The sequence below is a fragment of the Pandoraea commovens genome, from assembly GCF_902459615.1.
Classification (GTDB): Bacteria; Pseudomonadota; Gammaproteobacteria; order Burkholderiales; family Burkholderiaceae; genus Pandoraea; species Pandoraea commovens.
This window is the reverse complement of the sequence record NZ_CABPSA010000003.1, coordinates 73,678-87,963: the sequence shown is the minus strand read 5'-3', so window position 1 is coordinate 87,963 and position 14,286 is coordinate 73,678. Positions and strand designations below refer to the sequence as shown.

Here is a 14,286-nt window from a genome sequence, read left to right as displayed (position 1 = left end):
ATTACTTATCCGAATCGACCAGACCGCGCACGAACCAGCGTTGCATCAGCAGCACCACCGCGAGCGGCGGCAGCATGGCGAGCAACGTAGCGCTCATGACGAGTTGCCATTGGGTAGCGGTGTCGCCGCTACCGATCATGCTCTTGATACCCACGACCGCCGTGGTCATCTCCGGTGCGTTGGTCACCAGAATCGGCCACAGGTACTGATTCCAGCCATAGATGAAGGTGATGACGAACAGCGCCGCGATGTTCGTCTTCGACAGCGGCAGCACCACGTCGAAGAAGAAGCGCATCGGCCCTGCGCCGTCGATGCGCGCGGCTTCGACGAGTTCGTCCGGCAGCGTCATGAAGAACTGACGGAACAGGAAAGTGGCCGTGGCCGAGGCGATCAGCGGGATCGTCAGACCGGCGTAGCTGTTGATGAGCCCGAGGCTCGAAATCACCTGCACCGTTGGGAAAATCCGCACTTCGACCGGCAGCATCAGCGTGACGAAGATGAGCCAGAAGAACAGATTTCGCAGCGGGAAGCGGAAATACACGATGGCGAAGGCCGACAGGATCGACACCGAAATCTTGCCGATCGTGACGACCAGTGCCATGAACAGACTGTTGCCGAGCATCAGTCCGAAGGGCATGGCAGCGTTGCCGGTGCCCGCACTCCACACCGTCGAGAAGTTCTCGAGCAGGTGCGTGCTCGGAATGAGCGACAGGGGAACGTTGAAGACTTCGCTCTCGTTCATGGTGGCGGCGACGAACGCCACGTAGAGCGGGAAGACCACCAGCAGCACGCCGATTATCAGCATGACGTGGCAGAAGATATCCAGGCCGCGACGGTTCTCGATCATGCGTATTGCACCTTGCGTTCAATGAAGCGGAACTGCACGACCGTGAGCACGATGACGATGACCATCAGCACCACCGACTGGGCAGCCGAGCTGCCGAGGTCGAGCCCCTTGAAGCCTTCCGAGTAGATCTTGTAGATCAGCGTCATGGTCGACTGACCCGGACCGCCGCCCGTGGCCGCATCGATCACCGGGAAGGTGTCGAAGAACGAGTACACGAGGTTGACCACGAGCAGGAAGAACGTCGTCGGCGAAATCAGCGGCAGCACCAGCCCGAAGAAGCGTCGGATCGGGCCTGCACCGTCAATCGCGGCGGCTTCCACGAGCGAGCGCGGAATCGCCTGTAACCCGGCGTAGAAGAACAGGAAGTTGTAGCTGACCTGTTTCCAGATCGAGGCGAGCACGACGAGGAACATCGCCTGACCACCGTTGAGCGCGTGGTTCCACTCGATGCCGACCTTCGCCAGGCCGTAGGTGACCAGACCGATACTCGGGTTGAAGAGGAACGCCCACAGCACGGCGGCAATGGCCGGTGCCACGGCGTACGGCCAGATCAGCAGCGTCTGGTACAGGCGCTTGCCGCGCGTGACCCGGTCGGCCATCGCCGCGAGCAACAGCGAGATGACCAGTCCGCAGACGGTGACCAGCCCACTGAAAATCATCGTTGTCTTGAACGACGCGAGATAGAGCGGATCGCCCCACAGCGAGGTGAAGTTGTCGAGCCCGACGAACTCACTCGACAGGCCGAAGGCGTCTTGCGTCGACGTCGATTGCCACAGGGCCTCGCCCGCAGGCCAGAGGAAGAACAGGGCGGTGATGATGAGCTGCGGCGCGACAAGCGCGTAGGGCAGCCAGCCGGTGCCGAAGCGGGGACGTTCTCTGGAGGTATGCGCCATAACGTAGTGACCGAAAAAAACCAAACCGGCCCGCGTATCACGCGAGCCGGGGTGGCGTCATTGTAACGTCACGATTCACGCCGCAAATGCAGGAAAAGCCCCGGCATTGCGTGCGTTATCGCGCGTTCATCGAACGTTGAGCGCGACTTAGCTACCTTGTTTCGCGAAGCGAGCCAGAAGGTCGTTGCCACGTTCCACTGCCTTGTCGAGCGCGGCTTTAGGCGTTTGCTTGCCGCTCCACACGCCTTCGAGTTCCTCGTCGACCACCGTACGGATCTGCGGCATGTTGCCCAAACGCAGACCGCGCGTGTACGGCAGCGGGTCCTTGTTGAGCATCTGCTTGATGGCCGTGTCGGCACCGGGGTTCTTCGCGTAGAAGCCTTGCTTCTCGGTCAGCTCGTAAGCCGCCTTGGTGACCGGCAGGTAGCCGGTGTCCTGGTGCCACTTGGCGGCCACGGCCGGCGAAGCGAGGTAGTTCAGGAACTTGGCCACGCCCTTGTACTCGGTGGCCGACTTGCCGGCGAGCACCCACAGGCTGGCGCCACCGATGATGGCGTTTTGCGGAGCGCCCTTCACGTCGGCGTCGTACGGCATCATGCCCACGCCGTAGCTGAATTTGGCGTACTTGCCGATGTTGGCGAGCGCGCCCGACGTCGTCATGGCGATACCGCAGTCGCCGCTGTAGAACTTCGAGGTCACTTCATCCTTGCGGCCCACATACGTGAACGTGCCTTCCTTGGCCATGTCGGCCAGGAACTGGATGTGCTTGATCTGTTGCGGACCGTTGAATTCGAGCTTGGCGTCGAGACCGCCGAAGCCATTGTCCTTCGTGGCGTACGGCAGGGCGTGCCAGGCGCTGTAGTTCTCGAGCTGCGTCCAGCCTTGCCAGCCCATCGTGAAGCCGCACGACATGCCCGAAGCCTTCAGCTTCTCGGCGTCGGCCTTCACGTCGGCCCACGTCTTCGGCGCCTTGTTCGGATCGAGGCCAGCCTTCTTGAAGGCGTCCTTGTTGTAGTACAGCACCGGCGTCGAGCTGTTGAACGGCATCGAAATCAGGTGATTGGTCTTGCTGTCGGCGTAGTAACCGGCGATGGCGGGCACGAAGGCCTTTTCGTCGAACGGCTCACCGGCGTCCTTCATCACTTGCCACACGGGCTTCACGGCCTTCTTGGCGCCGATCATCGTGGCGGTGCCCACTTCGTACACCTGAAGAATGGCCGGTGCATTGCCAGCGCGGAAGGCGGCGATCCCTGCGGCCAGCCCCTGCTCGTAGTTGCCCTTGTAGATCGGGACAATCTTGTAGTCGCTTTGCGATGCGTTGAAGTCGGCAGCGATCTGGTTGACGCGATCGCCAAGGGCCGATTCCATCGAATGCCAGAATTGGATTTCCGTGGCGGCCAGGGCCGACGTGCTCATGCCGAGTGCCAGGGCGGCGCCAACGCCAGCGAGGGCGAACGTGCGCAGGGAAGGTTGCTTCATGCCAATCTCCGGGGGTTCACGAGAAGTCAAGGGTCTGATTGTGTGAGTGGACCCTACTTGTTCGCGGTGCGAACTGTAGCGCCGCGTAGACTAACACGTCACCGTGTTATTTCCATTCGCACTGCACAATGCGTGTTGCACGCGAGTGCAACGGGGGGATTGACACGCCGCGAAGTGCCACGTCCAGCAAGGCCCGGCGTGGTGTCGAGGGTCTGGCACAACGTTGCATTGCACCGCAAAACGCGTTGATGACTTATGGATGACTTATTTTTTTGTCACACAAGGACGGCGGATATCACGTCAGGTGACGTGCCGTCCCGTCGACAGAATGCCGTCAGACCCGATGATAGGGGTGATTGGCGTTGATGCTCCACGCGCGGTAGAGCTGTTCGGCGAGCAGCACGCGCACCATGCCGTGTGGCAGGGTGAGGCTGGACAGGCGGATGAGGGTGTCGGCGCGCGACTTGAGGGCTGGGTCGAGCCCGTCGGCGCCGCCGATCACGAAGGCCACGTCGCGTCCGTCCTGTTGCCAGACGGTGAGCGACTGGGCCAGACGCATGGTGGTGAGATCCTGCCCGCGTTCGTCCAGACAGACGAGACGACAGCCGCGCGGCAGCGCCGCGTCGATGCGTTGCGCTTCGGCGGCCATGACCGTCTCGGCGGTGCGGGAGTTGGAGCGCTGCTCCGGCTTGATTTCCTTGAGTTCGATGCGCAGCTCGGGCGGCATGCGCTTGGCGTACTCGGCGAAGGCGGTCTCGATCCAGCCGGGCATCTTGTGCCCGACTGCGAGAATGAACAGACGCATGTCGGCAGTGTCGCTTGCGGCGTCTTACTTGCTGGTCTTGCGACGGGCTGGTGCCGGGGCAGCGGGCGCCTCTTCCTCGTCTTCGTCTTCCGCGCTGGCCTTCGCACCGGCCTTGGTGCCGGCGGCCTTCAGGCGGACGGGCTTCTCGCCCCAGATTTCTTCGAGGTTGTAGTACTGGCGCAGGGCCGGTTGCATGATGTGGACGATGGCGTCGCCCGTGTCGACCAGCACCCATTCGCCCACGTCTTCGCCTTCCATGCTGACGATGTCGCCGCCGGCGGCCTTGACCTTGTCGCGCACGCTCGCGGCCAGTGCCTTGGTCTGGCGGTTGGACGTGCCGCTCGCGATGATCACGCGCTCGAACAGGGCGGTGAGGTGTTCGGTGTTGAACACCTTGATGTCCTGGGCCTTGACGTCTTCGAGGGCGTCGACGATCAGGCGCTGAAGTTTACGAATATCCATAGTGCGTCTATTTGGTGAAACAGGGGTGCGAGATAGCGGCCCGGCAATTGCCGTGGGGCCGTCAGGCGCGGTACAGGTGTTGCGTGCGGATGTACTGCCACACGGGTTCGGGCAGGTTTGCCGGGGGTGTGACGGTGTCTCGCGCGTGCGCCAGCATGGCGCGCAACTCGGTGGCGGAGATGTCGACGGCCAGTGAGTCGTCGATCAGGATGCCGCCGCATGGCGTGGATTGTACCCCGAGCGCGGACTTTTCCCGCTCCCCGAAGACCTGACGCAGTTCCGGGGATGCTGTTTCGCGACTGAAACCGGGCCGCGCCGCCGCACAGACGTGGGCGTAATCGAACAGTTCGCGCCACGCGTGCCAGGTGTCGAGCCGCACCAGTTGGTCCGAGCCGATGAGCAGCGAGAGCGACGCGTCGGGCCCGGCGTCCTGTCGCATGTCCCGCAGGGTATCGACGGTGTAGCTCGGCCCGGCGCGCTCGATCTCGCGCGTGCTGACGATCACCTGCGTCGACGCATGGGTGACGGCCAGCTCGGCTGCCAGCCCCTGTGCGGCGAGCCGGGTCATGGCCAGCCGGTGCTCGGCGGCCGTGCTGCCTTGCTTTTGCGGCTGTTGGCCTGCGGGCATCAGCACCAGCTCGTCCAGCGCCAGTGTGTGCGCGAACAGCGCGCCGAGCGCGAGATGGCCGGTGTGGATCGGATCGAACGTGCCGCCGAGCACGCCGATACGCTTGCGCGTTGGGTGGGACGGAGTGGCCGGGACGCCTTGCGTTGCAGGAGAGGTGACGGTCATGCGTGCAGCGCCTTTACACCCACTCGCGGCGCACGAGGAAGTCGGTGTAGAGCTTTTCTTCGGGCGTGCCCGGCTCCGGCTTCCAGTCGTAGTGCCATTTCACGATCGGGGGCATCGACATCAGAATCGACTCGGTGCGCCCGCCCGATTGCAAGCCGAAGTGCGTGCCACGGTCCCACACCAGATTGAATTCGACGTAGCGGCCACGGCGATGCGCCTGAAAATCGCGTTCGCGTTCGCCATACGGCATACCGCGACGGCGTTCGATGATAGGCACGTACGCGTCGAGGAACGCATCGCCCACGCTTTGCATGACGGCAAAACCCGTGTCGAAGCCACCGCCGGAGAAGTCGTCGAAGAAGATGCCGCCGATGCCGCGCGGCTCCTGGCGATGCTTCAGATAGAAGTACTCATCGCACCACGTCTTGAAGCGCGGATACCACGTGGTGTCGAACGGATCGAGCGCGTTCTTGCACGTCTGATGGAAGTGTTGGCAGTCTTCTTCGTGGGCGTAGTACGGCGTGAGATCCATGCCGCCGCCGAACCAGAACGCGGGCAACTCGCCGGGCGCGGTGGCAATCAGAATGCGCACGTTGAAGTGCACCGTGGGGCAATACGGATTGCGAGGATGCAGGACCAGCGAGACACCGAGCGCCTCGAAGCCGCGTCCGGCCAGCTCAGGCCGCGAGGCGCTGGCCGACGCGGGCAGCTTGTCGCCGATCACATGAGAGAAGTTGACGCCGCCGCGCTCGAAGAAGTCACCATCGTCGAGCACGCGGGTGCGGCCGTCGCCACGCAGCGCGCCATCGGCGGGACGCTGCCAGTCGTCGACGAAGAAGCGTTTGCCGTCCAGGCGCTCCAGCGTCTCGACAATGCGGTCCTGAAGCCCGAGAAGATACGTGCGTACCGCGCCCGTGTCCGGCGCCGGTGCGGTGTCTTGCGCTGTCATTCTGTGACGTCCCTTGCGTGGTCTGTGTATGCAAATTGCGGTTTTATCCGCGATTGTACCGGCACGAGGGCAGACGCGGGCGGGCGGCACCGCGTGCCGGTGCCGCCCGAATGACCTGAATCAAAGGAGGATGCGCCGGCGTTTCAGGGCGCTGGTGCGTTCGGAAGTGTCCCGGCGGGGGCCGTGCCCCCCGCGCCCGGCACGATCGGCGGCACGGCGCTGGTGCCGCTGGCCGCCGGTCCCGATATGCCCGGCGGGGGCATGAGGATCTGCCGCGTGGCGGGTACCGGCCAGTGAGCTGTGCCGCCGACTTCGGCAATCGCCTTGTTGGTGTCGAAGTAGACCTGCCAGTAGTCGCGGTTGTGGCAGTAAGGCCGCACCGCGAGCACCGGCCCGGACGGGTTGAACTCGAGAATCTCGACGTCCACGCCCGGCTTCTCGACCACGTTGGGAATCTGCGCCACGCGTGCCTTCAGGCGCGCCACGGCGTCTTGCAGGTCAACCGTATGCGCGAGCTGTGCCGTGAGGTCTACGCGTCGGAAGGCGTTGGCGTCGTACACGGTAATGTTGTCGCCGAATACCTTCGTGTTGCCGACGTACACGCGCAGGTTGTCCGGCGTCGTGAGCGTGGTGACGAACAGGCCGATCTCGTCGACCACGCCCGTCACGCCGCCTGCGCTGATCATGTCGCCCGACTTGAACGGACGCAGCACGATGAGGAAGATGCCCGACGCAAAATTCGACAGCAGTCCGGACCAGGCGGCCCCGATGGCGATACCGGCGGCGGCGAGCAGGGCAGCGAACGACGTCGTTTCAATGCCGCAGACACTCAGAATGGAAAGGATCAGCGCGATACGCAAGGCAATGCGCATCGTCGATTCGGTATAGCGAACGAGGGTGGGATCGATGTGGCGGCGATTCATCGCGCTGCGAACGAGCCGCGCCAGCAGATTGATGACGATGCCACCGATGATCCAGATGACGACGGCCATCACGATTTTCAGGCCGAACGGCACCAGATAATCGTTGACCAGCTTATCGAGGTCGAACATGTAAGTCTCCGTCGAGCGAGGGTCTGTCGGGAAAACTGCATGAATGCCGCCGGGGCTGGCCGGCCGCGCGCTCTCGGGGTAAACCTTCGATGTCACGCGACGCCAGCGTGCCAATTTGGCCTGCGCTTGTCAATCGCGGGGCAATGAAGATGTGAGGCGGCCCATTTCGGGGGCGCAAGGAAGGTGGGGGCGGGCGACGCAATTGCCTGCGTCAAAAGACAACGGCCCGGGGAGCGCGAGGTTCCCCGGGCCGTGGCGAAACGATCCGGCGCAAGTCAGCTAAGCGCCGGACGCTGGCGACTTATTCCGGCTTGCGCGCAAGTGCGCGGTTGCCGATGTCGTGGCGATACTGCATGCCGTCGAAGTTGATCTGATTGACGGTCTGGTATGCGACGCTTTGCGCACCGCGCACGGTGTCGGACAGGCCGACCACGCACAGCACACGTCCGCCCGTGACCTTGAGCACGTTGTCTTCGAGCTGAGTGCCTGCGTGGAACGTCACGCATTCGTCGGTCTCCGCCGGGACTTCCGAGATACGGTCGCCCTTGCGCGGCGTGTCCGGGTAGCCGTGAGCGGCGAGCACCACGCCCAGCGCATAACGACGATCCCAGTCGAGTTCGATCTTGTCGAGCGTACCCGCAATCGCGTGCTCGACCACCACCGAGAAGTCGCCCTTCAGACGCGCCATGATCGGCTGCGTTTCCGGGTCGCCCATGCGGCAGTTGAATTCGAGCGTCTTGACGTTACCGTCGGCGTCGATCATCAGACCGGCGTAGAGGAAGCCCGTGAAGCGAATGCCGTCGGTCTCCATGCCGCGCACCGTCGGCATAATGATCTCGCGCATCACCTTCGCGTGAATCTGCGGCGTGACGATCGGCGCGGGCGAGTAAGCGCCCATGCCGCCCGTGTTCGGGCCCTGATCGTTGTCCAGCAGACGCTTGTGATCCTGCGACGTGGCCAGCGGCAGCACGTTCTTGCCGTCGACCATCACGATGAAGCTGGCTTCTTCGCCTTGCAGGAATTCCTCGATCACCACGCGCGCACCGGCGTCGCCGAGCTTGTTGTCCGCGAGCATCATGTCGACGGCGTTGTGCGCTTCTTCCAGCGACATCGCCACGACCACACCCTTACCGGCGGCCAGACCGTCGGCCTTGATGACGATCGGCGCACCCTTGGCGTCGATGTAAGCGTGAGCGGCGGCTGCGTCGGCAAACGTTTCGTAATCGGCGGTCGGAATGCCGTGACGCTTCATGAACGCTTTGGCGAAGTCCTTCGACGATTCGAGCTGTGCAGCTTCCTTGGTCGGTCCGAAGATCTTCAGGCCACGGGCGCGGAAGATGTTGACGATACCGGCGGCGAGCGGCGTTTCCGGGCCGACGACCGTCAGCGCGATGCCTTCGCGTGCGGCGAATTCGGCCAGCACGTTCGGATCGCTGATCGGCACGTTGCGCAGACGTTCGTCGAGCGCCGTGCCACCGTTACCCGGTGCGACATAGACGAGTTGAATACGCGGCGATTGGGCAAGCTTCCACGCGAGCGCGTGTTCGCGGCCGCCCGAGCCGACAACCATGATCTTCATGCTTATTCCCCGATGACGGCGTTGGTGAACACTTCCTGCACGTCGTCGAGGTTTTCGAGCGCGTCGAGCAGCTTTTGCATCTTCACGGCGTCGTCGCCGGTGAATTCCACTTCGGTTTGCGGCTTCATCGTCACTTCGGCGACTTCTGCCTTCAGGCCAGCGGCTTCGAGCTTGTCCTTGACGGACTGGAAGTCGTTGGGCGGGCAGATCACTTCGAAGCTGCCGTCTTCATTGGAGATGACGTCGTCCGCACCGGCGTCGAGCGCCACTTCCATGAGCTTGTCTTCCGGGGTTTCCGGCGAGAACAGGAACTGACCGCAGTGCGTGAAGAGGAAGGCGACCGAGCCGTCGGTGCCCATGTTGCCGCCGAACTTCGAGAAGGCGTGACGCACTTCGGCCACCGTACGCACACGGTTGTCCGTCATGGTGTCGACGATCACGGCCGCGCCGTTGATGCCATAGCCTTCGTAGCGGATTTCTTCGTAGTTCGCGCCGTCCAGACCGCCCACGCCGCGATCGACCGCGCGCTTGACGTTGTCCTTGGGCATGTTCGCGTCGGCAGCCTTTTCGACGGCCAGACGCAGGCGCGGGTTGCTGTCGGCGTCACCGCCGCCCAGACGAGCTGCGACCGTGATTTCCTTGATCAGACGTGTCCAGACTTTACCGCGCTTGGCATCTGCCGCAGCCTTCTTGTGCTTGATGTTGGCCCATTTGCTATGACCCGCCATGAATTTCTCCGTCGTGCCGCGCTGAGCGGCGAAGTATGCTCTGCCGGCCTGCGCAGTCCGGCGCGGCCAACCGTTGAAACGGGAGCGCCCGCCACCAATGGGGTCGCGGGCGCCGATTGCCTCGCCGCCCCGTCGTCTCGCACGGATCCTGTCGGTCGCGTGGGGCATTTCGGGGCGGTGCAGTCCGAGCGGCAACCTGTGCCGCTATAATCGGAGGCAATTTTATCATGCCGCCGCACCGTGCCACGGGTGTTTGCTGCGCCGTGTCACGAGCCACGCCGCGTCTACCGCAGAGGTCGCTCATGCCCAAGAAGCCCGTGCCGTCGCAAGCGTCGTCCACCGCGACTCCAGCCGCTCCCGGCTCTTCCGCCGCAACATCCGCTGCGTCAACGAGTTCCGCTCACGAGTCCAGTGAAGGGCTGGTGATCGCGCGCAACGCGCAGCACCTGCTCGGCCTGCTGCCTGCGATGGGCAACCGCCACGGGCTCATCACCGGCGCGACCGGCACCGGCAAGACAGTGACCCTGCAAGTCATCGCCCAAGCGTTTTCGGACATTGGCGTGCCCGTCTTTCTGGCGGACGTCAAAGGCGACCTGACAGGGATTACGCAGCCGGGCGTCGAGACGCCCAAGCTCAAGGAGCGCATCGCCAACCTCGGCTTCGACACCCCCGACTGGCACGGCAGCCCCGCCACGCTATGGGACGTCTTCGGCGAGCAGGGCCACCCGGTGCGCGCCACCATCTCCGATTTGGGACCGCTCCTGCTCTCTCGCCTGCTGGGCCTGAACGAGACGCAGACTGGGGTACTTAACCTCGTCTTCAAAATCGCCGACGACAACGGTCTGCTGCTGCTCGACAGCAAGGACCTGCGCGCCATGCTCCAGCACGTGGGCGACAACGCGTCGAACTTCACCACGCAATACGGCAATATCTCAGCCGCGTCAGTCGGGGCGATCCAGCGCGGGCTGCTCACGCTGGAGCAACAGGGCGCGGACAAGTTCTTCGGCGAGCCGATGCTCAACATCGAAGACTTCATGCAGACGGACGCGCAGGGACGCGGCATCGTCAACATTCTTGCGGCGGACAAACTGCTGGCCGCCCCGCGCATCTATGCCACGTTCCTGTTGTGGTTGCTCGCGGAGCTGTTCGAGCGCCTGCCAGAAGTGGGCGACCCCGATAAACCCAAACTCGTCTTCTTCTTCGACGAGGCGCATCTGCTGTTCAACGAAGCGCCGAAGCCCTTGCTCGAACGCATCGAGCAGATGGTCCGGTTGATTCGTTCGAAGGGCGTCGGCGTGTACTTCGTGACGCAAAACCCGGTCGACGTGCCGGACACGGTGCTCGGCCAGTTGGGTAACCGTGTGCAGCACGCGTTACGCGCCTATTCGCCGCGCGATCAGAAGGCGGTGAAGGTCGCTGCGCAGACGATGCGCGCCAATCCGTCGCTCGACATCGAGACGGTGATCGGCGAATTGGGTGTCGGAGAGGCACTCGTGTCGCTGCTCGACGAAAAGGGGCGTCCGGCCATCACCGAGCGCGCCTACATCTCGCCGCCTGCATCGCGTATCGGGCCGATCACGCCGCAGGAGCGCGCGGCGTTGATGGCCAGCTCGCTCGTTGCGGGCGTGTATGAGAAAGCCGTCGACCGCGAATCGGCGTACGAGAAGCTCGTGGGCCGTACGCAGGAACGGCAGCCCGATGGCACGCCGACGCCTGCGGGCAGTGCACCCGCCGGGGCGGGTGGAGCGGGTGGAGGCGGCGGCTGGCTCGACTCTCTCGGCGGTCTGTTGGGTGGCAGCGGGTCGCGCAGCAAGGACTCGCCCGTCGAAGCGATGGTCAAGAGCACGATGCGCACCGTCGGCAGTCAGCTCGGACGCGAAATCGTACGCGGCGTGCTGGGCAGCATCCTGGGCGGCAACAAGCGCCGGTAAGGCGGATACTGACGAGGATGTGGGCGTTGCATTGAGCATTGCGCGCCCGCGTTTTCACGTTTATCGCCTCTCGCGTCTTCTTTGCCCGTGTTGCAGATCCGGTTCCCGTCAAACAATAAAAGGTCGCTCACTCGCCGATGTCCCTCAAATCTTCGCTGGAGCCGGTGCGAACCGGTGTCGCACACGATCCGCTGTGGCTGCGCGCCGCACCGCTCATCTTCCTGTTCCTGTGGTCCGTCGGTTTCACCGTCGCCAAGATCGGTCTGGAGTATGCCGATCCGCTGACCTTCCTGGCGTTGCGCTACGGGCTGGTGCTCGTGGTGCTGGCGCCGCTGGCGGTCGTCATGCGCCCGCCTTTGCCGAAGACGGCGGCTGCGTGGGGCCATCTCATCGTCATCGGCTTGCTGATTCAGGCGCTGTATTTCAGCATGACGTATCTGGCGCTGCGACTCGGCGTGTCGGCGGGGAGTGTGGCGCTGATCACGTCGCTGCAACCGATTCTGGTGGCACTGGCGGTGCCGCATCTGGTGGGCGAGCGCGTGAGCGGGTTGAATTGGATCGGGCTCGGTCTGGGGCTGGCGGGGGCGGCGCTGGTGATCGTGGCGCGCTCGGCGGTGGAGGCGACGTCGGCCGTCGGGCTGCTATTGACGTTCGTGGCGCTCGGCGCGATTACGTGCGGCACGCTGTACGAAAAGCGCTTCGGCGTGGGGCAGCACCCGGTGACCTCGAATCTGGTGCAGTACTTCGTCGGGTTCGCCGCGACGCTGCCGCTTGCGTGGTGGCTCGAACCGATGCACGTCGCATGGACGTGGCAACTCGGCCTGACGCTCGTCTACCTGGTGATCGGCAACTCGATCATCGCGATCTCGTTGCTGCTGGCGATGATCCGGCGCGGCGAGGCGTCGCGCGTGTCGGCGCTGTTCTTCCTCGTGCCGCCCTCGGCGGCGCTCGCGGCGTGGCTCATGGTCGGGGAGCATATGCCGCCGCTGGCGTGGGCGGGGATGGTGCTGGCGGCCATCGGTGTGGCGATGGCTACGCGACGCAAGGCCGTATAAGGTAGGTGCAGCAGAACGCGCCCCCAAAGCAAAAGCCCCGGCAGGACCGGGGCTTTTTTCATCGTTTCATCAGTTCTTGGTGCCGAACAGGCGGTCGCCTGCGTCGCCAAGGCCCGGAATGATGTACGCGTGGTCGTCCAGACGCTCGTCGAGCGAAGCGACGTAGAGCTTCACGCCCGGATGCGCGTCGAGCAGCACCTTCACACCTTCCGGGGCGGCCACGAGTGCGAGGAATGCGATGTTCTCGGGCGTGACGCCGCGCTTGATCAGCACGTCGACGGCATGCACGGCCGAGTAGCCGGTGGCGACCATCGGATCGCACAGGATGAAGCGGCGGTCGGCCACGTCGGGCAGGCGCACGAGATACTCGACCGGACGATGCTGCTCGTCGCGATACACGCCAATATGGCCGACGCGTGCGGACGGCACCAGATCGAGCAGACCGTCGCTCATGCCGACGCCGGCACGCAGCACGGGCACGATGGCGAGCTTCTTGCCCGCGATGACCGGGGCGTCCATCTCGACCATCGGCGTATCGATGCGCTCGGTGGTGAGCGGCAGGTCGCGCGTGATCTCGTAACCCATGAGCAGCGTGATCTCGCGCAGCAGACCGCGGAACGTGCGCGTCGACGTTTCCTTGTCGCGCATGTGCGACAACTTGTGCTGAATCAGCGGGTGATCGCAGATGAAGAGGTTCGGGAATCGGGTGTCTTGTTTCATGGCAGGCAATTTGGGGCTGGGCCGCTGGATCGCCGGGTCGGTATGACCCGGTTCGGCCCGCATGGCCGCGATTTTAGCCGATGCGGGCGATGCCGGTCCGGGTTTCGACTTAGAATCGCTGCAAGACGGCCGCACAGCGGCCAACGACCAACGCATCACTTGTCTTGAAGGCAGAACATGGATCTGGGAATCAAGGGCCGCACCGCGCTGGTGTGCGGCGCGAGCAAGGGATTGGGACGCGCTTGCGCACAAGCGCTGGCAGAAGCCGGTGTCAATGTCGTGATCGTCGCGCGCACGGCCGACGCGCTGAACGCCACCGCGGCCGAGATCCGTGCGGCCACGGGCGTGAACGTGACCGCAGTGGCCTGCGACATCACCACCCCGGAAGGCCGTGCGCAGGCGCTCGCTGCCTGCCCGCAGCCCGACATCCTCGTGACGAACGCGGGCGGACCGCCCCCGGGCGATTTCCGCGACTGGCAGCGCGACGACTGGATTCGCGCGCTCGACGCCAACATGCTCACCCCCATCGAACTGATCAAGGCCACGGTCGACGGCATGATGGCGCGCGGCTTCGGGCGCATCGTGAACATCACGTCGTCCGCAGTCAAAGCGCCCATCGATATTCTCGGGCTGTCCAACGGCGCACGCTCCGGGCTGACGGGCTTTGTCGCCGGGCTGGCGCGCACCACCGTGTCGCACAACGTCACTATCAACAATCTGCTGCCGGGCGCGTTCGACACTGATCGTCTGACGGCGACAATGCAGGCGTCGGCAGCCAAGAGCGGCCAGAGTGTCGAGGACACGCGCAGCAAGCGCGCTGCCGCGATTCCGGCGCGGCGCTTCGGTCAGCCCGAGGAGTTCGGCGCGACCTGTGCATTCCTGTGCAGCGCGCACGCAGGCTACATCGCCGGACAAAACGTGCTGATCGACGGCGGGGCTTATCCCGGCACGTTCTGAATCGCGCCACGACGCATTCATCTATCGCACTCACTG

Annotated in this window: 14 protein-coding genes; 3 read left to right on the top strand and 11 right to left on the bottom strand. The window is 64.2% G+C overall.

Features of this window, described 5'->3' with window-relative positions:
- Position 1: 1 nt before the first annotated feature.
- The 10 genes from ugpE to PCO31010_RS10755 form a co-directional block, all read right to left on the bottom strand.
- Positions 2–847 carry a sn-glycerol-3-phosphate ABC transporter permease UgpE gene (gene ugpE / locus PCO31010_RS10800; protein ID WP_150576340.1) on the bottom strand — a complete coding sequence of 282 codons (846 nt, stop codon included), beginning with the start codon at positions 845–847 and terminating at the stop codon, positions 2–4.
- Complete coding sequence (ugpA, locus tag PCO31010_RS10795; protein ID WP_150664289.1) at positions 844–1,740, bottom strand: sn-glycerol-3-phosphate ABC transporter permease UgpA; 897 nt, start codon at positions 1,738–1,740, stop codon at positions 844–846. Before ugpA ends, ugpE begins: the two co-directional genes overlap by 4 nt.
- Before the next feature lie 147 nt (positions 1,741–1,887).
- Complete coding sequence (gene ugpB, locus PCO31010_RS10790) at positions 1,888–3,219, bottom strand: sn-glycerol-3-phosphate ABC transporter substrate-binding protein UgpB (RefSeq protein WP_150664288.1); 1,332 nt, start codon at positions 3,217–3,219, stop codon at positions 1,888–1,890.
- Positions 3,220–3,553: 334 nt separating this feature from the next.
- Positions 3,554–4,024 (bottom strand): 23S rRNA (pseudouridine(1915)-N(3))-methyltransferase RlmH, encoded by a 471-nt coding sequence (gene rlmH, locus PCO31010_RS10785; RefSeq protein WP_150576343.1) that lies wholly within the window; start codon positions 4,022–4,024, stop codon positions 3,554–3,556.
- Positions 4,025–4,048: 24 nt separating this feature from the next.
- Positions 4,049–4,486, bottom strand: a complete 438-nt coding sequence (gene rsfS, locus PCO31010_RS10780) for a ribosome silencing factor (RefSeq protein ID WP_150664287.1) — start codon at positions 4,484–4,486, stop codon at positions 4,049–4,051.
- Positions 4,487–4,547: 61 nt separating this feature from the next.
- On the bottom strand, positions 4,548–5,279 hold the full coding sequence (locus PCO31010_RS10775; RefSeq protein ID WP_150664286.1) for a nicotinate-nucleotide adenylyltransferase: 732 nt from the start codon (positions 5,277–5,279) through the stop codon (positions 4,548–4,550).
- A 13-nt stretch (positions 5,280–5,292) separates the two neighbouring features.
- Positions 5,293–6,228 (bottom strand): oxygen-dependent coproporphyrinogen oxidase, encoded by a 936-nt coding sequence (hemF, locus tag PCO31010_RS10770; RefSeq protein WP_150664285.1) that lies wholly within the window; start codon positions 6,226–6,228, stop codon positions 5,293–5,295.
- Between the two features lie 143 nt (positions 6,229–6,371).
- Positions 6,372–7,280 carry a mechanosensitive ion channel family protein gene (locus PCO31010_RS10765; protein WP_150664284.1) on the bottom strand — a complete coding sequence of 303 codons (909 nt, stop codon included), beginning with the start codon at positions 7,278–7,280 and terminating at the stop codon, positions 6,372–6,374.
- A gap of 301 nt (positions 7,281–7,581) precedes the next feature.
- Positions 7,582–8,859 (bottom strand): phosphoribosylamine--glycine ligase, encoded by a 1,278-nt coding sequence (gene purD, locus PCO31010_RS10760; protein WP_039400673.1) that lies wholly within the window; start codon positions 8,857–8,859, stop codon positions 7,582–7,584.
- 2 nt (positions 8,860–8,861) lie between these two features.
- Positions 8,862–9,587 carry a YebC/PmpR family DNA-binding transcriptional regulator gene (locus tag PCO31010_RS10755; protein ID WP_150664283.1) on the bottom strand — a complete coding sequence of 242 codons (726 nt, stop codon included), beginning with the start codon at positions 9,585–9,587 and terminating at the stop codon, positions 8,862–8,864.
- Positions 9,588–10,054: 467 nt separating this feature from the next.
- On the opposite strand from PCO31010_RS10755, the gene PCO31010_RS10750 reads away from it, so the two are divergent.
- The gene (locus PCO31010_RS10750; protein ID WP_246184581.1) at positions 10,055–11,518 is read left to right on the top strand and encodes a helicase HerA-like domain-containing protein; all 1,464 of its coding nucleotides are present in this window, start codon (positions 10,055–10,057) and stop codon (positions 11,516–11,518) included.
- A gap of 137 nt (positions 11,519–11,655) precedes the next feature.
- Positions 11,656–12,573: a DMT family transporter gene (locus PCO31010_RS10745; RefSeq protein WP_150662354.1), complete on the top strand. Its 918-nt coding sequence runs from the start codon at positions 11,656–11,658 to the stop codon at positions 12,571–12,573.
- Between the two features lie 69 nt (positions 12,574–12,642).
- On the opposite strand, the gene upp is transcribed toward PCO31010_RS10745, so the two are convergent.
- Positions 12,643–13,293 (bottom strand): uracil phosphoribosyltransferase, encoded by a 651-nt coding sequence (upp, locus tag PCO31010_RS10740; RefSeq protein ID WP_150576351.1) that lies wholly within the window; start codon positions 13,291–13,293, stop codon positions 12,643–12,645.
- A gap of 177 nt (positions 13,294–13,470) precedes the next feature.
- On the opposite strand from upp, the gene PCO31010_RS10735 reads away from it, so the two are divergent.
- A complete protein-coding gene (locus tag PCO31010_RS10735; protein ID WP_150664281.1) occupies positions 13,471–14,250 on the top strand; it encodes an SDR family oxidoreductase in 780 nt (259 codons plus the stop codon).
- Positions 14,251–14,286: the final 36 nt, after the last annotated feature.